Here is a 20,383-nt window from a genome sequence, read left to right on the forward strand (position 1 = left end):
CGCAGGGTTCTGCCGCCGGCAGGCGATCGACCGTCGGCTCACCCCTCGCTTCGTCCTCGAAGAGCCATGCCGTCGTGCCCGAAGAACACCACAGCATCACCCGAAAAGGAGTCAGACGCCCATGAACACCACCGAAAACGCCAGTCGACTGGGCCGCGTGCTCGCACCGGCCGCCATCGCCTGCACTGTGCTGGCCTTCGTAGCCGGAACCGCCTACACGCCCGCCGAGCACTCCGCACAGTCGACATCGCCCGTGACCGCCAAGCTCACCACGGCCACTGGCGGGTCGTCAGCCCACCACGGCCAGCACGGGACCCCTCTGGCCACACGTTGGAACCCCTTGGCCGCACGGTGGCCCGTGGTCAGCCGCGGACAGCGCGGTGTGCGCGTTACCGCGGTCCAGAGTTTGCTGGCCGCCCGCGGACACCGCCTGGCCGCTGACGGCGTCTTCGGCCCCGCCACCACGAACGCCGTCAAGGCGTTCCAGCGCGCCCACCGTCTTGCCCCCGACGGCACCGTCGGCCCCAAGACGTGGTCCGCTCTCATCTTCAACCTGCGCCCCGGCAGCCACGGCCAGGCCGTCACCGCCGCGCAACGCCTACTGACCGGCCACGGCCACCCCGCGGCTGCCGACGGGGTCTTCGGTCCGCGCACCACCGCAGCCGTCAAGGCGTTCCAGCGTGACCGGCACCTGGCCGTGGACGGCGTCGTCGGCCCCAACACATGGCGAGCCCTCATGGCGACATCGGCGGCTACCCCCAGGCCGAACGCCGGCGGCTACTACCTCCTGTTCAGCAAGAACCAGCACAAGCCGGCCGCCTCGACCCTGTACATCATGCGGAACGGCAAAGCGATCAAGAAGTACCGCGCCGGCTCCGGCGTCACCACCAACCCCTGCGCCTCCCAGAAGGGCTGGCTGCCCAACGGCGTCTACCAGATCACGGGCCACCAAAAGAACCGCAACAGCATCATCAAGGGCTACGCGATCGGCCTCTCCAACAAGCGGTGCAGCCCGAACGGCACCCTGCGCAGCGCGCTGTTTGTCCACAGCGAGATGGCCGTGAACGGCGGCAGGGGCAGCTCCGAACCCACGCAGTGGAACGGCGAGGACGACTACAAGTCGCTCGGTTGCATCAAGCTCAGCCCACCGGACATCAAGGACCTGTTCAACCGACTTGACACCGTCGGCTGGCCCAAGACACTCCACGTCAGCTGACCGCCACCTCCGCGACCAGCTCAGCCGAGGCTTCCGCCGGATGAACCCGGCGGAAGCCTCCCCCCTCCCACCCAGGCCTGGTAGAGGTTCGACCGCCATGCCGACCAGATTGACATCTGACCCCGCCACTTCAAGACCGAAGGAGAACGGTCCTCATGAACGAGTCGCCTCACCCGGAGCCCGGGCAGAGCAACCTCCCAGGCCAGCAGCCGGGATTCGGCTTCTCGCACATGCCGCCCCCGCCGAGTTACCCTCCGCGACCTCAGATGTCGCCCAGCTTCGGATACGTGCAGCAGCCGGGTTACGTCAGCGGCTCCCTGGAAATGCCGCAGCGGGTCAAGGCGACTCGCATCGTCTTGTTCCTGCTGGCGGGCTTCCTGATCATTTTGGGCCTGGCTGCGCTCGTTCAGGCCGAGGCAGCGCAGATCGCCCTCAATGACCCCTACAGCCCCTACAGCGGGTCTTCGGGGCCCCTTGGCTCGGTCTTCTATGAAGCGAAGCAGGAGGCGGCAGCGCAGGCAGAGGCCGCACGGTCCGGGATGGTCGGGGGTGTCATCTACGCCCTTATCGCGATCGTGCTCGCCGCACGATTCGGCAAGGGCGGCAACGCCCTCCGCATCGGCACAATCGTCTACGGCGCCTGGCACTGCATCGTCGGCACCTTCACCCTCGGCCTCACTGCCAGCACCGCCCCCGCGGCCATCGTCATGGCAGCCCTCGTAGAGTTGGCTGCCGGTGTTCTGCTGATCGTCTTCATGGTTCAGAAGGACGGCGTGGCCTGGTTCAGCCGCCCACGCCACTGAGCGCAGCCGAGACGAGGCCGAACCGCGTCAAGTCTTTGTCCTTCCATAGCCCCTCCGGTGCACGCCGGAGGGGTCGCCCCAGTCGGAGCGGCGCCAGCAGGTCGTCCTCACGGCCACGCCGGCTCCTGCATAGAGCGCGTGGGCGGCATGGTCCAGGGCGCGGGTGTCTCCCGCGCAGCGGCCACGGCAGCTTGGAGGGCGCGCGTAGTTACTCTTCCCTCCCGCGTTTCATAGGTGGCCCCCGTTTCAACACCGCGCCGCCGCGCCATCCGCGCAGGTGATTTTGTTTCACAGGTCGTTTCCTTGCTCTTGACCGATGAAACGCACTCCTGGAACAGTCGAGGCGTGATCAACGACCCACATAAGCTGGTGGAATCGCACGTCTGCCCGATGTCCACCTGCCAGGCCCCAGCCGGCTCGCCCTGCCGCACCACCTCGAACAAAGTCACGGCGAAGTACCACACCGCTCGTTTCCAACTCGTCCCCGCCCTGCGCTCCGAACTCCACGTCGCCACCCCCGCCGTACGCCACCCCGGCTCCACCTGGCAGGCCCTGCCGGTCCAGAAGACCGCGGCGCCAGCCGTCGCGATGGAGATCCGCCTCGGGTACGCCCGCGTCTCCAGCCGGAGCCAGGAGATCCAGTCCCAGGTCGACGCCCTCGAAGCCTCCGGCGTGCACCGGCTGTTCCAGGAGTGCATCAGCACCCGCGTGCGCGAACGGCCCGAGATGAAGGCCGCCCTCGCCGCCGCCCGCGACTACCGCTCCCTGGGGGCGAAGGTGACCCTCGTCGTGCACGAGATGAAGCGGCTCGGGCGTGGCGCCCTGGAGCTGCTGAAGGCCGCCGAGGAACTGCGCGACGCCGGGATCGAGCTGGAGTTCCTCACCGGTCCCCTCGCGGGCAGGCACGACCCGGCCGGGCACGGCGCCGCCCTGTTCGCATTCTTCGCCGCCATGGCGGAGTCCGAGCGCGACTACATCCGCGACAAGACCCTGGAGGGGCAGGAGACCGCCCGTACGAAGGGCAAGGCCATCGGCGGGGTGCCAGTCTCCGACGACGACATGCTCGCCACCGCCGTGCGCCTGCGGGACACCGAACACCTGTCTCTGCGGGAGATCGCCTCCCGACTCGTCATCCGCACCGGCAAGAAGCGCGGCCAACACCCCTCACCCGCCACCATCATGCGGATGCTCCGCGAGTACGACGCGCAGACTGCTACGCCCCCGGGGGAACCCGCACGCTGACCTGCGGCTCAGTCCTTAGCGTTGCTTTTTCGGCGAGAACTACTGGGACCCCAGGACCCCCCCACCGGACAGCAGCCTTTGACCACAACCCCGTTGCTCCCTGGCGCGACCGGTCTGCACCACGACGATGCCGTTTCGCGCCGGGGAGGGGTGTGAAACTGGCGACCTCGCGTAATCGACTGTCGCCTATTCCTCTGTGCGTGTGGTTCAGCGGTGACCGTATGTGGTCGTTCCGGCAAGTTGACGGACGGGAGGAGAGGCTGTCACTGCAGTTGTCCAGGCCCCGGGCAGGCGTTGGGCGAGGCAGCACCCTGCCAGCCCGAGTCCGGGACACGCGGCTATACGCTCCTGCTAGTTGACGCCGGTCTCATGCAGCAGGCGGAGGCGAGACAACTGGTGGGTTGAGGCGGGCGAAGCCTTCCTGGCGCTGGTATGGGAAGTACGGGTAGGGCGCTGTCTTGCCGCTCGCCGCATCGAGTTTCGCCATCTGGTCGGGCGTGAGCGTCCAGCCGACGGCACCGAGGTTCTGGCGAAGCTGGTCCTCGTCGCGGGCGCCGATGATGACGGAGGAGACGGTCGGTCGCTGCAGCAGCCAGTTGATGGCGATCTGCGGAATGCTTTTGCCGGTCTCCTGCGCGATCTCATCGAGGGCGTCGACCACGCGGTAGAGGTGTTCGTCCTCGACCGGCGGGCCGTAGGCCGCGGTGTGGTGCAGTCGGCTGTTGGCCGGTAGCGGCTGGCCGCGGCGGACTTTGCCGGTGAGCCGTCCCCAGCCGAGCGGGCTCCAGACGAGGGCTCCGAGGCCCTGATCGAGCCCGAGGGGCATCAGCTCCCATTCGTAGTCGCGGCCGATGAGGGAGTAGTAGACCTGATGTGCGACATAGCGCGGGTGGCCATATCTCTCCGCGTTCGCGAGGGACTTCATCGCCTGCCAGCCGGAGAAGTTGGAGATGCCGAGATAGCGGACCTTCCCTGCTCGTACGAGGTCGTCGAGTGTGGACAGGACTTCCTCGATCGGCGTGCCGGCGTCAAAGGCGTGCAGCTGGAACAGATCGATGTAGTCGGTGCCGAGTCGGCGCAGGGCGTCCTCGCATGCGGTGATCAGGCGCGAACGGGAGGAGCCCGCATCGCCTGGGCCGTCACCCATCGGCAGGCTGGTCTTGGTGGACACGATCACCTGGTCCCTGCGGCCTTTGATCGCTTCGCCCAGCACCTGCTCAGAGGCGCCGCCGGAGTAGACGTCGGCGGTGTCGAACATCGTGATCCCGGCGTCCAGGCAGATGTCCACGAGACGGCGTGCCTCTCGCGCATCGGTGTTGCCCCAGGCGCCGAACAGCGGCCCTTGGCCGCCGAAGGTGCCGGCGCCGAAGCTCAGTGCGGGGACCCTGAGTCCGGATGTGCCCAGCCGCCTGTGTTCCATGGCTGTTCCTCTCTCGTCGCCCGGCCATAACTAATGGTCTTGGAGTTCCGTTAGTGTGGACCTCAACGTAGCAGGTGCGAGTGGTTAACGAAACTGGAGTCCCGTTATGGGGTTTGAGGGTGCGGATCCGGGGACCGTCCGTCCTGGAGGGCGCACGGCGCGGGTGCGGGCGTCGGTGCTGCAAGCGGCTGGGGACGCTTTGGCGGAGCATGGCTTTGCCCACCTGGACCTCGCCGACATCGCGCGCCGTGCCGAGGTGGGCAAGACCACCGTCTACCGCCGCTGGGGAACGGTGACCAGCCTGGTGGCCGACCTGCTGATGGACATGGCCGAGCAGTCACTGCCACGGACCGAGACCGGCTCGCTGCTCGGCGACCTCAAGGCCAATGCTCGGCTCGTGCAGCGCACCTTGGCCGACCCGCGGCAGGGGGCTCTGTTCAAGGCAGTGATCGCGGCCGCCACCTGTGAGGCGAAGACGGCCGAGGCCCTGCATCGCTTCTACGACATCCGCATCAAGGAGTGGGCGCCCTGCGTCCAGCAGGCCATCGACCGGGGCGAGGTGCCCGAGGGCACCGATGTCCACGAGGTGATCCGTGCTGTCTCCGCCCCGCTTTACTACCGCCTGTTGACCACCGGCGACCGCCTCGACGAAGCCGCCGCAGACCAGGCTGCCGAGGCCGCCGCGGCTGCGGCGCGTGCGGGAGCGTACCTGCCGGGCGGCGAAGGTCGTGCGTGACCGGCTTCCCGCATCCGTCGCTGAGCGCGGGTCACCGCGCGTGATCTCCGGGGGCATAGCGTTTCCAGGTTCCTCCGGCCTCGGCGGCGAGTTGGGCGGTCGTGTCGTCGTGGTAGCCGAGCATGCGGGCGACCACGGGGGCGGGGGCCTGGAGCACGAGGTGGCGGATCGCCGACGTGCGTCCTCGCTGGGTGGGGAAGCCCAGATTGCGGAGGCGGATTTCGAGGGTGTCCGGGGTCGTGGGCTGTCCGGCCCGGCGGCCTGGAAAGAGCCATCGGGCGCTCGGATTGGTTGCGGTCATGGTGTTCGGCCGCTGGCCCAGGTAGTCCAGCAGCATGCCGGCGAAGGGCTCAGGGACGGGCGACGGTGGGTCGCCGAGCCGGATCTGGACCTCGCCGTCCTCACGCAGGACATCGTCGATGGTGAGCCGCGCGATCCGGGTGAGCGGTTGCGCGTAGAGGAGGACGAGCGCGGCGGCCACGCGGTCCTGGACAGGGATGTCGTCGCGGTTGACAGCCTGCCGTAGCAGGGTGAGCCGTTGGTGCTGAGCGAGCGGAGTTGGGTTGTTGGTGGAGCGGTGCGGAATGGTGACCGTGGGCATGTGGCTGGACCGCATCGCCCATCGCAGGAAGGCGTGGGTGAGGCGCCGGGCGGTGTAGCCGCCTGCGTACCAGTCGTCGACATCGGCCTGTGTGCAGTCGGCGAGGGTTCGTCCGCGCTCGGCGAGGTGAGCGAGGAAGGCGGTCGCGAGGTGGATCTCGTTGCGGGCCTGGTGGATCTGTTTGCTGGTGAGCGGGCAGCGGTCGGCCCGGGTGTGCAGGCGGCGCTGAACGTGCCAGGTGGCGAAGAGCTCCAGCAGGCGCCGGTGCCCGGGGTCGTCAATGGCGGACAGTTTTTCGGCGAGCCACCGCTGGAACAGCAGTAGCTGCCGGTCAGCCGGGGGCAGGACGCCGCTCTGCATGAGCAGGTCGCGCAGGTAGGCGACCGACCGCCAGGGTGTGAGCTGGCTCAGTCCGTCGTGGGTGAGCGGGACTTCACCTCGGGCCAGGGCCCGCAGGTTGCGCTGGACGTGGGAATGGCTCGTCCAGGTCAGTCCGCCCCAGGGGCGGCGCATCAGTCGCAAGGCATCGAACAGCGGGAGCAGTTCGGTGCGGACGGAGCCGGAGCCGTCGTCGAGTAAGTCATGGAGACGTTCGGTCAGGACGCATCGGCCGCAGATCCCGCGCCGGTAGCGCCTGGCTTCCCGGCCGCAGCGTTCACAGGTGAAGTCACCGAGCCCGCCTGCGCAGTCAGTGCAGAGCGTGCCGCCGTCCGGCGCGAGGCCAGGGGTGAGCCGATCGACGCCACAGCCGACGCACGTTCCGTAGGTCTCCAGGGCTCTGGTCATGCAGCTTTGGCAGATGTAGCCCTCCGGCCAGTGGTTCGCCTCGGGCCGCACCGCCCGGCCGCAGCGGGCGCAGAACCGTGCGCTCGCCGGCACTCGGGTGCGGCTCACCCTTCGGGCCGGATCCGGGCGCGCTTGGGACGGACCGCCGACAGGTCGACGACCGCGTCGCCGGTGGCGACCTTGCGGATGGCGGCGTTCTCGGCCTTGGTGGCGATCAGGTCGGCCGGGGTGCACTCGAAGATGTCGCAGAGTGCGGCCAGCACCGGCAGCGACAGCCGCTCGGGGGTGCCGGTGACCAGCCGGTGGACCTGGGAGAGCGACAGGTTGATGCCCCGCTCGGCCAGCGGCGGGGCCAGCTCGTTGGTGGTGAACATACCGGCGGCGGCCATCCGCTCCCGCAGTCGCCACTGGTAGCTGACCTGGCGTTTCATCACGCCCTCCTGACGGGTCTGAGCGCGGCCTCGACCGTGCCGTCCAGCGCCCGCCGCAGCGTGCGGGTGCGGAAGTCGGAGGAGACGCAGGTGTAGATCGAGGTCGTGCTGGCATGGTCGTGACCGGCTTGCTGCTGGACAAATAGGGCGTCCCAGCCGTCTTCGATCAGGTGGGTGACGTAGGACCTTCGTAGCGAGTGAAAGTCCAGGACCGGGTCCAGAGCGAGGTCGTCGCGATAGGCGGCGAAGCGGGAGTCCAGCCGTTGCAGGCCGACGCGACGGCCGCGTTCAGACGGCCACAGGGCGGGCCCGTCCGCGTGGCGCATGGCGGGTCTCACCTCGCTGACCCACTGGTCAAGGATCTCGGCCGACCAGTCCCACACGGTCAGTACGCTGCGGCGCTTGGGGGGTGAGCCCTTCTTGGCCTTGCCGTGGCGGACGTAGCAGACGCCGTACTCGCCGAACTCCGCCCCTTCGGGGTTGCGGCCGAAGTCGGCGACATCCAGCATCCTCGTCTCGTTGCGCCGCAGCCCATAGGCGTACGCGGTCTTGAACAGCATTGCGTCGCGGAAGGCGGGCAGCCATCCCTTGCGGCCGCGTCCGCGGACCCGGCTCACCTCGTCGTCGGCGTGGTCGAAGAACGCCTGCAACTCATCCCGGGTGAAGGCCCGTTTCGGGGACTCGGCCTCGCACTCCTGCATGTGCACGGCGGTGTTCCACTCGTGACACACCTGGATCGGATGAGTACCGAAACGGCGCTCGCACTCGGCGGCCCAGCCGTAGGCCGGTTCCGAGGTACGCGCCAAAGGGACCACGGGATGATCTTGAAGCCCTGAGCGCTCGGCCCCCGTATTTCAGAGGGACACGCGCACTGTTCTGCCAGCGGCAGAACACCGGCCGGACCGGGCTCGACGATCACTACAGTCCAGTCTCATGACGACGATTACGACGCGTACGGTCGAGTATCCGGCCGACGGTTTGACGATGATCGGGCACCTCGCGCTCCCGGCCGGTGTCGACCGGCGGCCCGCGGTGCTGCTCGGACCAGAGGGCATGGGGCTCAGCGACGTCGAGCGCCGCCGGGCCGATGCTCTCGCCGAGCTGGGATACGTAGCGCTGGCCTTCGACCTTCACGGCGGGCGCTATTTGGGCGACCCCGAGGAGATGCTGGCCCGTTGCCTGCCGCTGCTCGCTGATCCCGACCGGATGCGGGGCATCGGCCATGCGGCGCTCGACGTGTTGCGCACCGAATCGCGGGCCGACCCCGACCGGATCGCCGCCATCGGCTACGGCACCGGAGGCGCCGTCGGGCTGGAACTCGGGCGCGACGGCGTCAACCTGCGCGCGATCGGGACAGTCAACGCACTGACCACGGGCCGACCGGGCGAGGCAGCGCGCATTCGCTGCCCGGTGTGGGCCGGCGTCGGGTCGGAAGACCCGATCATGCCGCCCGCACAACGGAACGCGTTCACCGCCGAGATGCAGGCCGCAGGCGTCGATTGGCGCCTCGCGGTCTACGGCGGCGCCTTGCACGCCTTCCACCACCCGCCGGTCGACCACCCCACGGTCCCCGGCGTCGGCTACCACCCACAGCACGCGCAGCGAGCCTGGCGCGACGTCGTCGACCTGCTCGCCGAGTGCCTGCCCGTGACGGAAGATCTGCGGGCATGACCCAGGCAAACAGCCTGGCGCCAGGCCTGGTCCGCGTCGGGCACTCACAGTCCCCTCCCCTCAAGTCCCCATAGCAGAACCACATTCGGGCGGATGCTCGACCGCGGAGACGCGTTCGCAACTGCCGCAGTAAATACCGGATTTACTGCGACGGAGCCTTTACCTGCGGCGGGTTCTCCGGGCGCCGCAGGCGAGGTGTACGCATTTACTGCGGCAGTGCCGGAAGGGCAGGGCGGACGTGGCGATCGAACCGGTGACCGAACTCGGGAGCGGGGGCGCGCTCCGCCTGCCGCGCGCCCGAGTCGTGCCGCTGTCCGCCCCGCCGTCGTCGTACACCGCGGCGGTCGAGCGGTACCTCACCGGTGCGGGCATCGCGAAGTCGTCCGCGCGGATCTACCGGATCTCGCTGACGACGTGGGGGTGGATGCTCGCCGGCGAGCCCGCGCCGACCGGACCCGCCCGCCGGGGCGCGAAGCCGCCCGTCTTCCCTGTCACGGCGATCGACGACCCGGCGCTGCCCGAGGTGCTGGCCGAACTGGCGGCGGCGCGGGCGGACGAGATGGACGCCGACACCGTCAACCGGGAGCTGTCCATCGCGCGCAAGGCGATCGGCTGGTGGCAGCGCCAGGGCTGGATCGACTGCGACCCGACGATCGGCATCGAGCGGCGGCCGGCACCGCCCGACCGCACCAAGGCGCTGGCCGAGAACCAGATCGCCGCCCTGTGGCGCCTGGACGTCGCCCTGCGGGAGAAGACGTTCTGGAAGATGCTCTACGAGTCCGCGGCCAGGGCCGATGAGGTGCTGTGCCTGAACGTGGAGGACCTGTACCCGCAGGACAAGCGTGGGAAGATCACCGCCAAGGGCGGGGCAACCGAGTGGATCCACTGGCAGTCCGGCACCGCCCAGCTCCTGCCCCGCCTCATCGCCCGCCGCACCCGCGGGCCCCTGTTCCTCACCGACCGCAAGGCCCCGGCCGGGACACCGACGCTCGACGTGTGCCCGGAGACCGGCCGGGCCCGGCTCTCCTACCGACGGGCCGAGGAGATCTTCGAGGAGAACACCCGGCTGCTGGCCAACCCGCTCGCCTCACCCGAGGACATCGAGGACCTGGATGGCTGGACCCTCCACCGGCTTCGCCACAGCGCCCTCACACACGACGCCGAGGGCGGCACCTCCACCCCGATGCTGCTGGCGCGCTCCCGCCACGCCTCCGTCCGCTCCCTGGAGCGATACGCTCGCCCCGGTGTCGACGCCGTCGCCCGGCACGTCGCCGAACGCGACCCCGCCGCCCGACGTAGTCGGTGAACCTCCAGAACCTACCGGTGGGTTACTTGCTCCCTGGTGTCTGAGCTAGGACTACAGGGCCGACATCAGCAGGCCGCCAGCGCAGACCGCCCGTCCTGCTCCTGCGCTGGGGACGCCGCCGCCGATGCGGCACGAGCAGGTGGCGCGCCGGCACTGGATCAAAAGGAATTGCCTGCGCTGCCAGAGGGCTCAGCTGCCCAGGGTCGTGCCGAACGCCGGGGCGCCCGAGGTGGAGACACCGGTGGCGGACGGGCCGAACACCGAACCGTTCGTCAGGCCCTTGAAGAACCAGACCGCGCCGTCGCCCCCGTCCTCGCCCGGGCCCGCGACCGTGAGGTCCGCCTTGCCGTCCTTGACCGTGTCGGCGAGCAGGACGCGGCCGCCGAAGCGGTCGTTGTCCTCCGAGGTGCCGGAGACGCCTGACGTGGACTGGGAGAGGGTGAGCGCGCCGGTCGCCGAGAATCCGGTCTTGCTGCCGTAGAGGATCGTCACCGTGCCGGTGTCCTCCGAGGTGCCGAAGGACTCGTACGTCGCCCCGACCGCGAGGTCTGCGTGTCCGTCGGCGTTGATGTCGCCGAGCGAGACACCTCCGCCGAAGCCGTCGCCGGACTCCGAGGTGCCGGGGACGCCCGTCGTGGCCTGGGTGTACGAGGCGGTCTTGCGGGTCTCGGTGAACTGGGCCTCCGGAGCGCCGTACACGAGGGTGACCTTGCCGCCGAGTGCGCCCGAGGGATCGGCCGCGCTCTCCCGGTGGTTGCCGGCCACGATGTCGGCGTAACCGTCCTTGTTGACGTCGGCGACCGAGGAGACGTAGCCGCCCGGGAGGTACTCCAGCCAGTCGGTGAAGTTGGTGATCCGGCCGTCGGCCCAGGCCGTGATCGCGTCGTCGGTGCCCTTGGCGCGGCCGTGGACGATGAGACTGTCGAAGCCGGCGCCCAGCACATCGCCCGAGGACAGGTACTCGACGCCGTACGTGTCGTCGAACGGCCGCGACCCGTGGCCCATGCCCGCGGACGTGGAACCGCTCATATGCTCGCCGGACCGGGCGAACGGGCCCTTCATGATCTGGATGTTGGAGTTCCCTGTGGCGCCCACCGCGACGTCGTCGTCCCCGTCGCCGTCGAAGTCCCCAGCGGTCAGGGCCTGTCCGTAGTGGTCGCGGTCGTTGGAGATGATGTTCTCGACGGTCGAGGCGCCGGACAGCCCCGCCGAGCCGCCCCAGACGATCACGACCGTGCCGTCGTCGGGGTCGGGATTGACCTCGTAGCCGATGTCCTCGCCCGGGGCGCCGACGACCAGGTCCGCGTAGCCGTCGCGGTCCAGGTCCGCCGACGTGACCGCCTTGCCGAAGACGTCCGCGGTCTCCGCGCTGCCGGGGACACCGGTCGAGTTCTGGGTGATGGTCTGGTACTTCGTCGTCCTCAGGCCGGTGGACGAGCCGTAGACGACGGACACCGCCCCCGCCTTCGTCTTGCCGCCGACCGTGGCACCCGGCGCGCCGACCGCGAGGTCGCGGTACCCGTCGCCGTTGAAGTCGTACGGAGCCGCTGGGGTCGCCGCGTGGGCGGCGGGCACCGCCAGAGCGAGCGGAGTCAGGCCGGAGGCGAGGAGGCAAGCGGCCATCAGGAGCGGGCGTGTGCGCAAGGCGTCTCCAGGAGGGGGGAGGGCCCCGCGCCGAGTGGGGCGCGGGCCCAACTGCCGTAAGGGTGTGCGAGCAGGAGACCACTGGAGGGGCGGGAGGGTTGTACGGGAGTTCGGTGAACTTTTGGGGTGTGGGGCTGGTGTGTCGTTACCCCACCCTGCCCCCGGCCCGCGTGACTGGATCGGCCGCTACTGACCCATCCCCTCGATGGTCGCCCAGTCCACGGTCGTGATGCCTGCCGTCGTGATGCCCGCCTTGGAGCCCAGCAGCCGCAGGTTGCCGCCCATGCGGCCCACCACGTACAGGTCGGCGTAGCCGTCCCGGTTGCCGTCGCGCAGGCGCACCGTCGTACCGAAGTAGTCGAACTCCGAGATGCCGCCCGGAATGCCGGCCACGCTGCGGGTCTCGGGCTTCACTCGGACGGCCCAACGAAGCGCCCGAGAGCGAGGAAACGAGTCATCTGACTACCCGAAAGCTACCTGTCGGTTACTTTGCCCTTGGGGACAGAGCTGGGAGTCCGGGGCCGACCCTGCAACCACCCGCACCGCCTCACGGCTTCAAGATCATCCTGTGGCCCCTTTCGGGCTTACCTCGGCGATCCACCTTCTTATGCCGTCGACTCCTGAACAGCACACCGACCCGTTCACGCCCCCACAGCCGGAGCAGGCGCGAGTGCACCGCGTCTACGCGTCCCTGTTTCGCATCGCCGAGCGACACGCGACTACCGACGAGCAACGCCACCGACAGGTTCATCCCTCGGTCATCGGGCCGCACGAAGCCGTCAGGCTCGTGTCGTTCCTGCTCAGTGGGGCCGCACAGCTCGACGACGCTGAGCCGGAGGTGGACCACGCCGACATCACCGCCGCGTTGAGCCTCGTCCCGCTGGTTCGCGGGGAGATGGACGAACTGGAAACCGGACTCCTCGAGATGGCACGTGGCCGCGGCATGACTTGGCAAGAGATCGCCTTCGGTCTCGGGCTTGGCACTCCGCAAGCAGCCAGACAGCGATACGAACGACTGGCCAGCCGCGCCGCACCCGACGCGGAGGGCCCGGAATAGGAAGGGTCCGCCCCGGATTGCTCGCCAGCCAGGGGCCGGGCATCTGGGGCTGCGGCGCCCGAGCGCATGCCGACGCTCCACACCCTGGAAGGGATCTCCAGGGAACTCAATCAACGACGACCAACACGGCGAACCTATGCGGTCACAGCACTAGTAGGGCTTTGTTAGGTCCTGTGGTGGGGTTCGGGTGCTGGTGCGGGTTGGCCGCATATCGAGCAGGCGCCGGTCCAGGTGGCCAGGAGGGCCTGGAGTTCGCGGAGGACCGCGTAGAGGGTCAGGCCGGCGCAGGGGCTTTTGGGTCGAGCCTGAGCATGGTGCAGAAGGCCTGGGCGAGGGACGCGAGGGTGACGTGGCGGTGCCAGCCGAGGTAGTTGCGGCCCTCGAAGTGGTCCAGGCCCAGACCGTCCTTGAGCTCGCGGTAGTCGTGCTCAACTCGCCATCGGATCTTGGCGATTCGTACCAGTTCGCGCAGTGGGGTGTCGGCGGGAAGCGTCGAGAGCCAGTAGTCGGTTGGCTCGGCGGAGTCGGGTGGCCACTCGACGAGCAGCCAGCAGTCGGGCAGGGAGCCGTCGGCGGCGCGGCGGATGGTGCGGTTGGCCGGTCGGACCCGCAGGGCCAGGAACTGCGAGCGCATCTCGGCGTTCGGGTTGCGTCTGGTGGCCTTGCTGCCCTGGCGCCAGGTGACGGTGCGGGTGGCCGCTCGGCCGACGGCCAGGGCCAGGGCGCGCAGGGTGGTGTGCGGTTGGGGGTAGGCGGACACGGGAGGGCGGCCCTGCCCGGAGTACGGCGGGCGTTGGGGTGTGGCATTGCCGGGGTGCGCGGTCGTGGTGGCTTTGACCGCGACCGCGTAGGTCAGGCCGCGCTCGGTCAGGCCCTCGCGAAAGCCGGTGGCGTCGCCGTATCCGGCGTCGGCGGCGACCGGAAGGTCGGGCAACTCCCAGTTGTCGCGCACCTCGTCGAGCATGTCCAGCGCCAGGCGCCACTTCTCCCGGTGCCGCTCGGTGTCCGGGATTCCCGCCTTGGCGCGGCGGCGCCGGATCGCCTCGGCCATCAGCGCGTCCTCGCCGTACTTGGTGTCGTCCCAGCTCTCGGGCAGGAACAGGCGCCAGTCGACAGCCGATGACGCACGGTCACTGACCAGGTTCACACTGACGCCGACCTGGCAGTTGCCGCGCTTACCCAGGGCGCCGCAGTACATCCGCGCCACCCCCGGTGAGTCGTAGCCGTCCTTGGGGAAGCCGACATCATCGATCGCGTACGCCTCGGGAGAAATGTGCGCGGCAGCCCAACGGGCCAGCCGCTCACGGACCTTGGAGTAGTCCCAGGTGGACGATGAGACGAACTGCTGCAGCTGCTGGTGGTCCACGCCCAGGCGCTCGGCCATCGGCTGCATGGACTTGCGCTTGCCGTCCAGCATCAGCCCGCGCAGATACAGCTCGCCCTTGGCCCGCTGGTCCCGACGCGCCAGCGAACCGAGCATCTCCGCCGCGAACGCCTCCAGGCGCGGGCGGACCGTCTCCATCTCCTCAGGTGTCACACCTGACAGAACATCACAATCTACCTGACGATGATCAATCGGGGTACCTAACAAAGCCCTACTAGTAGGGCTTTGTTAGGTCCTGTGGTGGGGTTCGGGTGCTGGTGCGGGTTGGCCGCATATCGAGCAGGCGCCGGTCCAGGTGGCCAGGAGGGCCTGGAGTTCGCGGAGGACCGCGTAGAGGGTCAGGCCGGCGCAGGGGCTTTTGGGTCGAGCCTGAGCATGGTGCAGAAGGCCTGGGCGAGGGACGCGAGGGTGACGTGGCGGTGCCAGCCGAGGTAGTTGCGGCCCTCGAAGTGGTCCAGGCCCAGACCGTCCTTGAGCTCGCGGTAGTCGTGCTCAACTCGCCATCGGATCTTGGCGATTCGTACCAGTTCGCGCAGTGGGGTGTCGGCGGGAAGCGTCGAGAGCCAGTAGTCGGTTGGCTCGGCGGAGTCGGGTGGCCACTCGACGAGCAGCCAGCAGTCGGGCAGGGAGCCGTCGGCGGCGCGGCGGATGGTGCGGTTGGCCGGTCGGACCCGCAGGGCCAGGAACTGCGAGCGCATCTCGGCGTTCGGGTTGCGTCTGGTGGCCTTGCTGCCCTGGCGCCAGGTGACGGTGCGGGTGGCCGCTCGGCCGACGGCCAGGGCCAGGGCGCGCAGGGTGGTGTGCGGTTGGGGGTAGGCGGACACGGGAGGGCGGCCCTGCCCGGAGTACGGCGGGCGTTGGGGTGTGGCATTGCCGGGGTGCGCGGTCGTGGTGGCTTTGACCGCGACCGCGTAGGTCAGGCCGCGCTCGGTCAGGCCCTCGCGAAAGCCGGTGGCGTCGCCGTATCCGGCGTCGGCGGCGACCGGAAGGTCGGGCAACTCCCAGTTGTCGCGCACCTCGTCGAGCATGTCCAGCGCCAGGCGCCACTTCTCCCGGTGCCGCTCGGTGTCCGGGATTCCCGCCTTGGCGCGGCGGCGCCGGATCGCCTCGGCCATCAGCGCGTCCTCGCCGTACTTGGTGTCGTCCCAGCTCTCGGGCAGGAACAGGCGCCAGTCGACAGCCGATGACGCACGGTCACTGACCAGGTTCACACTGACGCCGACCTGGCAGTTGCCGCGCTTACCCAGGGCGCCGCAGTACATCCGCGCCACCCCCGGTGAGTCGTAGCCGTCCTTGGGGAAGCCGACATCATCGATCGCGTACGCCTCGGGAGAAATGTGCGCGGCAGCCCAACGGGCCAGCCGCTCACGGACCTTGGAGTAGTCCCAGGTGGACGATGAGACGAACTGCTGCAGCTGCTGGTGGTCCACGCCCAGGCGCTCGGCCATCGGCTGCATGGACTTGCGCTTGCCGTCCAGCATCAGCCCGCGCAGATACAGCTCGCCCTTGGCCCGCTGGTCCCGACGCGCCAGCGAACCGAGCATCTCCGCCGCGAACGCCTCCAGGCGCGGGCGGACCGTCTCCATCTCCTCAGGTGTCACACCTGACAGAACATCACAATCTACCTGACGATGATCAATCGGGGTACCTAACAAAGCCCTACTAGAAGGCTCATGAAGATCTTGGGGTTCTGGTCCCGCCGCGTGAGCGGCGGGACCAGACTTGTTTTCGTGGTGATGGGGAAGTGGGCCGGGGAGACGGTCGGTCCGGATGTGTGGGAGATCTGCCGGGAGTTGATCCCGGCGGGGAGTGTGTTCGCGTTTCTGGCCGAACATCGCGGTGCGTTGTTTCCGGCGGAGATGTTCGCGGACATGTATCCGTCGGCGAACGGGCGGCCGAGCATGCCGCCGCAGATCCTGGCCGCCGCGATCACGTTGCAGGCCCTGCACGGGCTGTCGGACTTCGAAACGGTCCAGGAACTGCGGTGTGACCTGCGGTGGAAGGCCGCGTGCGGGCTGGGCCTGAACGACATGGCGTTCGATCCGTCGCTGCTGGCCTACTTCCGCCGTCGGCTTTCCCGTTCGGCTCGGCCGAACTGGGTCTTCGAGGCTGTGCGCGAGGTCGTGAAGGCCACCGGTGTCCTCAAGGGCAAGCACCGGCGGGCGCTGGACTCGACCGTGCTGGACGCCGCGGAACCATCGCCAACAACACCTGGCTGCACACCCGAGCAGCCGCCCTCAACCTCCGCCGACTGATCAACCTCGGACTCACCCGAACCAACGACACCTGGCACCTCAGCCCGGCCACCCCCTAGCCACAGAGGTCGCCCGGCCTGCGGCCGGGCGACCTCTCACCAAGATCTTCATGAGCCTTCTAGGGCGTGTTTCAGAAGTGGATCTTGGTGTGTCAAGATCCACCTCATGGGGAGGCATGATCTGACGAATGCGCAGTGGGCGAAGCTGGAGCCGCTGCTGCCGGTTGGGAAGAAGTCGGGCCGACCGCCGGTGCACACCAAGCGGCAGTTGATAGACGGCATACGCTGGCGCACCCGCGCTGGTGCTCCGTGGCGGGACGTGCCCGAACGCTACGGGCCCTGGGAGACGGTGTACGGACTGTTTCGGCGTTGGCAGCGGGACGGCACCTGGCACCGCATGTTCGAGCAACTGCAGGCCCGGGCCGACGCCGAGGGGCTGATCACCTGGGACGTCTCGGTGGACTCGACCATCGCCCGCGCCCACCAGCATGCGGCGGGTGCCCGCAAAAAGGGGATCTGCAGATCGAGCCACCCGGAGGTCTGTTCACCGAGCCCGACGATCACGGGCTCGGACGCTCCCGGGGCGGGCTGACGACCAAGCTCCACCTGGCGGTCGAGCAGGCCCAGAAGCCGATGTCTCTGGTGATCACGGCCGGGCAGCGCGGTGACTCCCCGCAGTTCCAGGTGGTCCTGGGCCGAATCCGGGTGCCCCGGCTCGGGCCGGGTCGCCCGCGTACCCGGCCGGACAAGGTTCGTGCCGACAAGGCGTACGGCTCCCGCGCGAACCGCGCCTACCTGCGCGAGCGCGGCATCCGCTGCACGATCCCGGAGAAACGCGACCAGATCGCCAACCGCAAGAAGCGCGGCTCCCACGGCGGCCGACCGCCGAAGTTCGACGCGGCCGACTACAAAGAGCGCCACGCGGTGGAGTGCGGCATCAATCGCCTCAAGCGCCACCGCGCGGTGGCAACGAGGTACGACAAGCTCGCCGTCCGCTACGAGGCGACCGTGCTGGTCGCGGCCATCAACGAATGGCTGTGACCAGCACTTTCGAAACACGCCCTAGTACTGCAATCACAGTTATGGGGTCTGGCCTCGGCGTTTGTAGTGGCTGAGGCGAGCACGGGTCTGACTGAGCCGTCTCCACCATGACCAGTGCAGATGGTGCGTCGGGGTGAGGTGTTGTGGGCGGAGGAGTAGTCCGATCAGGCGGCGGATCTCCGCGACGGACAGGGGTATCAGGCGGGTTTGTCCAAGATCGCTGCCCCCTTTGACAGTTCCTGGGCACGGATGGCGGTCAGTGCGGCGAGTGCGGCCATGGACAGGGTGATGTGCCGGTACCAGGCGTCGTAGCGGCGGACCTGGTAGTGGTCCAGGCCGCACTCGTTCTTTGCGGCCTGGAAGCATTCCTCGACCTGCCACCGGGCCCCGGCCACCCGGGCCAGGTCCCTCAGCCGGGTGCCGACCGGGCCGTAGCAGACGTAGTAAGCAATCTCGGTCGGGTCACTGAGGCTGCGGCGGGCCAGTACCCAGTGGCCGAAGCCGTTCTCCCACCAGATCCGGATCGGCACCCGGGCCCAGTCGTAGAACCTGCGCCCGTGGGCGCCGGCTCCTGCCGACACGCGTTTCCACGCCTGCCGCGGCAGGCCGGCCACCAAGGCGTCGACCCGGGCCTCGGCGCCCCGGGTGGTGATGACGGTGTCGTTGACCTTGGTCGCCAGCACGTGCGCGACCGCGCGCTGCTCCAGCCAGTACCGCAGTCGCTTGACCTGCCCGTATGCCTCGTCTGCGGTCACCCACGCGAACGGCACCTTCGCATCCAGAGCGCGCTGGAGCATGGCTTGGAAGTGCTCGATCTTCGTGGCGAACGGCACATCGTCCGGGATACCGGCCGCCCGGCACCGCTCCCGGTCGTCCGTCCAGGACTTCGGCAGATACAACTCCCGGTCGATCAACGCCCGCCCTCGCCGGGAGGCGTAGGCGAGGAAGGTGCCGATCTGGCAGTTCTCGGTCCGGCCTGCGGTGCCGGAGTACTGCCTCTGCACCCCGGCCGAGCGGACTCCCTTTTTCAGGAACCCGGTGTCGTCACCGATCAACACTGCGTCCTTGTCACCGATACTCTCGATGACGAAGTCACGGACGTCATCGCGGACCCCGTCAGCGTCCCAGTCAGCCTCGCCCAGCAGCCGCTGCATCCCGATCGGATGCGCCTCACCGGCTCGTTCCGCCAGTGACCAGCCGTTCTTGCGCTCCAGCGGCGCCACCAGCCCGGTCATGTACTCCAGCGACCGGCCCCGTGGCTCCGAGCGGGCAAACCGCGACGCGAACCGCGCGTGTAACCCCACCAACGCCTCACGCCAGGACTCGACTTGACGCACACCAAGATCCACAGACACCGGGACACTCAATCACACCAGACCCCATAACTGTGATTGCAGTACTAGCCGACCATAGTCGCCAGTCCGCGATCAGGCGGCGGCAGCCATCGCCTGAGGTTCGTCCGCGTCGGCAGGGGCCGTAGAGACGCTGTTGTACTTGTCGCGGTCGAGGATCTTCTCCCGCGACGCCACAATCAACGGGCATACAACTTGTCCGGCGACGTTGGTAGCGGTCCGCATCATGTCCAGGATCGGGTCGATGGCCAGGAGCAGACCGACGCCTTCCATGGGCAGGCCCAGGGTGGACAGGGTGAGGGTCAGCATCACCGTGGCGCCGGTCAGGCCCGCCGTGGCGGCGGAGCCGACCACCGAGACGAACGCGATCAGCAGGTAGTCACCGACGCCCAGCTGGATGTCGAAGATCTGCGCGACGAAGATCGCGGCGATCGCCGGGTAGACGGCGGCGCAGCCGTCCATCTTGGTCGTCGCGCCGAACGGCACGGCGAAGGACGCGTACTCCTTGGGGACGCCGAGGCGTTCGGTGACCTTCTGGGTCAGCGGCATCGTGCCCACCGACGACCGGGAGACGAAGGCCAGCTGGATGGCCGGCCAGGCGCCCTTGAAGAACTGCAGCGGACTGACCTTGGCGACGGTCGCCAGCAGCACCGGGTAGACCACGAACAGCACGATCGCGCAGCCGACGTAGATGTCGGCGGTGAAGGTGGCGTACTGGCCGATCAGGTCCCAGCCGTAGGTGGCGATGGCGTTGCCGATGAGGCCGACGGTGCCGAGCGGGGCGAGGCGGATGACCCACCACAGGGCCTTCTGGAGGAGTTCGAGGACGGACTCGCTCAGGGTGAGGATCGGCTGGGCCTTCTCGCCGAGCTGGAGGGCGGCGATACCGGCGACGGCGGCCATGAAGACGATCTGCAGGACGTTCAGCTCGGTGAACGGGGTGATCACATCGGTCGGCACGATGCCGGTCAGGAAGTCGATCCAGGAGCCGGTGGTCTCGGGCTTCGCGCCGTCCTGCGGGGTGAGGCCGGTGCCGGCACCGGGGTTGGTGACCAGGCCGATGACGATGCCGACGGCCACCGCGATCAGCGACGTGATCATGAACCAGAGGAGGGTGCGCGAGGCCAGACGGGCCGCGTTGTTCACCTTCCGCAGGTTGGTGATCGACACGAGGATCGCGAAGAAGACGAGCGGGGCGACGGCGAGCTTCAGCAGCCCGATGAAGGTGTCGCCGACCTTCTCGAGGGTGGTGGCGAGCCAGGACAGGTCCTGGCTCCTGGCTATCCAGCCGAGCAGGACGCCGAGGACGAGACCGGCGATTATCTGGGCCCAGAAGGGCAGCTTGAAGGACTTCGTGTTCGCGGACACGGACATGCTCCGTTGGGGATGCGCAGGGGCTGACGTGAGGGGACTGGCGTAAGGCGCGAGGGTCGCAGGAC

General features: G+C 68.8%; 19 protein-coding genes. 9 read left to right on the forward strand and 10 right to left on the reverse strand.

All coding sequences use genetic code 11. The features are described 5' to 3' along the window. Nucleotides 1–121 precede the first annotated feature (121 nt). The 3 genes from ACKTSN_RS20075 to ACKTSN_RS20085 all read left to right on the forward strand — a co-directional run bounded on the left by ACKTSN_RS20075 (nucleotide 122) and on the right by ACKTSN_RS20085 (nucleotide 3,261). Nucleotides 122–1,216: a L,D-transpeptidase family protein gene (locus ACKTSN_RS20075; RefSeq protein WP_409470376.1), complete on the forward strand. Its 1,095-nt coding sequence runs from the start codon at nucleotides 122–124 to the stop codon at nucleotides 1,214–1,216. 266 nt (nucleotides 1,217–1,482) lie between these two features. Beyond that, entirely contained in the window at nucleotides 1,483–2,019 is a 537-nt protein-coding gene (locus tag ACKTSN_RS20080) for a hypothetical protein (protein ID WP_409470377.1), read from the forward strand. A 390-nt stretch (nucleotides 2,020–2,409) separates the two neighbouring features. Beyond that, nucleotides 2,410–3,261, forward strand: a complete 852-nt coding sequence (locus ACKTSN_RS20085; RefSeq protein WP_409470378.1) for a recombinase family protein — start codon at nucleotides 2,410–2,412, stop codon at nucleotides 3,259–3,261. Between the two features lie 367 nt (nucleotides 3,262–3,628). On the opposite strand, the gene ACKTSN_RS20090 is transcribed toward ACKTSN_RS20085, so the two are convergent. Continuing rightward, nucleotides 3,629–4,681 carry an aldo/keto reductase gene (locus tag ACKTSN_RS20090; RefSeq protein ID WP_409470379.1) on the reverse strand — a complete coding sequence of 351 codons (1,053 nt, stop codon included), beginning with the start codon at nucleotides 4,679–4,681 and terminating at the stop codon, nucleotides 3,629–3,631. Between the two features lie 106 nt (nucleotides 4,682–4,787). Here ACKTSN_RS20090 and ACKTSN_RS20095 point away from each other — a divergent pair, with 106 nt between their 5' ends. Continuing rightward, on the forward strand, nucleotides 4,788–5,417 hold the full coding sequence (locus tag ACKTSN_RS20095; RefSeq protein ID WP_409470380.1) for a TetR/AcrR family transcriptional regulator: 630 nt from the start codon (nucleotides 4,788–4,790) through the stop codon (nucleotides 5,415–5,417). A 31-nt stretch (nucleotides 5,418–5,448) separates the two neighbouring features. On the opposite strand, the gene ACKTSN_RS20100 is transcribed toward ACKTSN_RS20095, so the two are convergent. From ACKTSN_RS20100 to ACKTSN_RS20110, 3 genes are all read right to left on the reverse strand, one after another. Further along, nucleotides 5,449–6,804: a hypothetical protein gene (locus tag ACKTSN_RS20100; RefSeq protein ID WP_409470381.1), complete on the reverse strand. Its 1,356-nt coding sequence runs from the start codon at nucleotides 6,802–6,804 to the stop codon at nucleotides 5,449–5,451. A 104-nt stretch (nucleotides 6,805–6,908) separates the two neighbouring features. Beyond that, the gene (locus ACKTSN_RS20105) at nucleotides 6,909–7,235 is read right to left on the reverse strand and encodes a helix-turn-helix domain-containing protein (protein ID WP_409470382.1); all 327 of its coding nucleotides are present in this window, start codon (nucleotides 7,233–7,235) and stop codon (nucleotides 6,909–6,911) included. Beyond that, nucleotides 7,235–8,041: a tyrosine-type recombinase/integrase gene (locus ACKTSN_RS20110; protein WP_409470383.1), complete on the reverse strand. Its 807-nt coding sequence runs from the start codon at nucleotides 8,039–8,041 to the stop codon at nucleotides 7,235–7,237. The genes ACKTSN_RS20105 and ACKTSN_RS20110 overlap by 1 nt, the downstream gene beginning before the upstream one ends. 127 nt (nucleotides 8,042–8,168) lie before the next feature. Here ACKTSN_RS20110 and ACKTSN_RS20115 point away from each other — a divergent pair, with 127 nt between their 5' ends. Both ACKTSN_RS20115 and ACKTSN_RS20120 read left to right on the forward strand, forming a co-directional pair. After that, the gene (locus tag ACKTSN_RS20115; RefSeq protein WP_356620439.1) at nucleotides 8,169–8,906 is read left to right on the forward strand and encodes a dienelactone hydrolase family protein; all 738 of its coding nucleotides are present in this window, start codon (nucleotides 8,169–8,171) and stop codon (nucleotides 8,904–8,906) included. Between the two features lie 238 nt (nucleotides 8,907–9,144). Beyond that, a complete protein-coding gene (locus tag ACKTSN_RS20120; protein WP_409470384.1) occupies nucleotides 9,145–10,212 on the forward strand; it encodes a tyrosine-type recombinase/integrase in 1,068 nt (355 codons plus the stop codon). A gap of 189 nt (nucleotides 10,213–10,401) precedes the next feature. Here the strand turns inward: ACKTSN_RS20120 and ACKTSN_RS20125 are convergent, their stop codons facing one another. Continuing rightward, the gene (locus ACKTSN_RS20125) at nucleotides 10,402–11,856 is read right to left on the reverse strand and encodes a hypothetical protein (protein WP_409470385.1); all 1,455 of its coding nucleotides are present in this window, start codon (nucleotides 11,854–11,856) and stop codon (nucleotides 10,402–10,404) included. A gap of 186 nt (nucleotides 11,857–12,042) precedes the next feature. Next, nucleotides 12,043–12,270 (reverse strand): hypothetical protein, encoded by a 228-nt coding sequence (locus ACKTSN_RS20130; protein WP_409470386.1) that lies wholly within the window; start codon nucleotides 12,268–12,270, stop codon nucleotides 12,043–12,045. A 193-nt stretch (nucleotides 12,271–12,463) separates the two neighbouring features. Between ACKTSN_RS20130 and ACKTSN_RS20135 the strand changes: the two genes are divergently transcribed. Further along, complete coding sequence (locus ACKTSN_RS20135; RefSeq protein WP_409474873.1) at nucleotides 12,464–12,913, forward strand: DNA-binding protein; 450 nt, start codon at nucleotides 12,464–12,466, stop codon at nucleotides 12,911–12,913. Nucleotides 12,914–13,187: 274 nt separating this feature from the next. Here ACKTSN_RS20135 and ACKTSN_RS20140 read toward each other — a convergent pair whose 3' ends face one another. Continuing rightward, nucleotides 13,188–14,450, reverse strand: coding sequence for an IS701 family transposase (locus ACKTSN_RS20140; protein WP_409467247.1), 1,263 nt, complete (start codon nucleotides 14,448–14,450; stop codon nucleotides 13,188–13,190). A gap of 185 nt (nucleotides 14,451–14,635) precedes the next feature. Further along, nucleotides 14,636–15,898, reverse strand: a complete 1,263-nt coding sequence (locus ACKTSN_RS20145; protein WP_409467247.1) for an IS701 family transposase — start codon at nucleotides 15,896–15,898, stop codon at nucleotides 14,636–14,638. Nucleotides 15,899–15,970: 72 nt separating this feature from the next. On the opposite strand from ACKTSN_RS20145, the gene ACKTSN_RS20150 reads away from it, so the two are divergent. Both ACKTSN_RS20150 and ACKTSN_RS20155 read left to right on the forward strand, forming a co-directional pair. Continuing rightward, nucleotides 15,971–16,552 carry a transposase gene (locus tag ACKTSN_RS20150; protein WP_409470387.1) on the forward strand — a complete coding sequence of 194 codons (582 nt, stop codon included), beginning with the start codon at nucleotides 15,971–15,973 and terminating at the stop codon, nucleotides 16,550–16,552. Nucleotides 16,553–16,717: 165 nt separating this feature from the next. After that, nucleotides 16,718–17,592 (forward strand): IS5 family transposase gene (locus ACKTSN_RS20155; protein ID WP_409470388.1). Its coding sequence is split into 2 segments (ribosomal slippage): nucleotides 16,718–17,111 and nucleotides 17,111–17,592, totalling 876 coding nucleotides; the frame shifts between segments, so codons are not numbered across the junction. 197 nt (nucleotides 17,593–17,789) lie between these two features. Here ACKTSN_RS20155 and ACKTSN_RS20160 read toward each other — a convergent pair. Further along, complete coding sequence (locus ACKTSN_RS20160; RefSeq protein ID WP_409470389.1) at nucleotides 17,790–18,929, reverse strand: IS701 family transposase; 1,140 nt, start codon at nucleotides 18,927–18,929, stop codon at nucleotides 17,790–17,792. Between the two features lie 90 nt (nucleotides 18,930–19,019). Further along, nucleotides 19,020–20,318 carry a dicarboxylate/amino acid:cation symporter gene (locus tag ACKTSN_RS20165; RefSeq protein ID WP_409470390.1) on the reverse strand — a complete coding sequence of 433 codons (1,299 nt, stop codon included), beginning with the start codon at nucleotides 20,316–20,318 and terminating at the stop codon, nucleotides 19,020–19,022. Nucleotides 20,319–20,383: the final 65 nt, after the last annotated feature.

The sequence above is a fragment of the Streptomyces flavusporus genome, from assembly GCF_046267975.1.
Taxonomy (GTDB): Bacteria; Actinomycetota; Actinomycetes; order Streptomycetales; family Streptomycetaceae; genus Streptomyces; species Streptomyces flavusporus.

Coding starts and splice junctions, on each gene's coding strand:
- ACKTSN_RS20075 (WP_409470376.1), top strand. CDS start 122: ATGAACACCACCGAAAACGCCAGTCGACTGGGCCGCGTGCTCGCACCG.
- ACKTSN_RS20080 (WP_409470377.1), top strand. CDS start 1,483: ATGTCGCCCAGCTTCGGATACGTGCAGCAGCCGGGTTACGTCAGCGGC.
- ACKTSN_RS20085 (WP_409470378.1), top strand. CDS start 2,410: ATGTCCACCTGCCAGGCCCCAGCCGGCTCGCCCTGCCGCACCACCTCG.
- ACKTSN_RS20090 (WP_409470379.1), bottom strand. CDS start 4,681: ATGGAACACAGGCGGCTGGGCACATCCGGACTCAGGGTCCCCGCACTG.
- ACKTSN_RS20095 (WP_409470380.1), top strand. CDS start 4,788: ATGGGGTTTGAGGGTGCGGATCCGGGGACCGTCCGTCCTGGAGGGCGC.
- ACKTSN_RS20100 (WP_409470381.1), bottom strand. CDS start 6,804: ATGACCAGAGCCCTGGAGACCTACGGAACGTGCGTCGGCTGTGGCGTC.
- ACKTSN_RS20105 (WP_409470382.1), bottom strand. CDS start 7,235: ATGAAACGCCAGGTCAGCTACCAGTGGCGACTGCGGGAGCGGATGGCC.
- ACKTSN_RS20115 (WP_356620439.1), top strand. CDS start 8,169: ATGACGACGATTACGACGCGTACGGTCGAGTATCCGGCCGACGGTTTG.
- ACKTSN_RS20135 (WP_409474873.1), top strand. CDS start 12,464: ATGCCGTCGACTCCTGAACAGCACACCGACCCGTTCACGCCCCCACAG.
- ACKTSN_RS20150 (WP_409470387.1), top strand. CDS start 15,971: ATGAAGATCTTGGGGTTCTGGTCCCGCCGCGTGAGCGGCGGGACCAGA.
- ACKTSN_RS20165 (WP_409470390.1), bottom strand. CDS start 20,318: ATGTCCGTGTCCGCGAACACGAAGTCCTTCAAGCTGCCCTTCTGGGCC.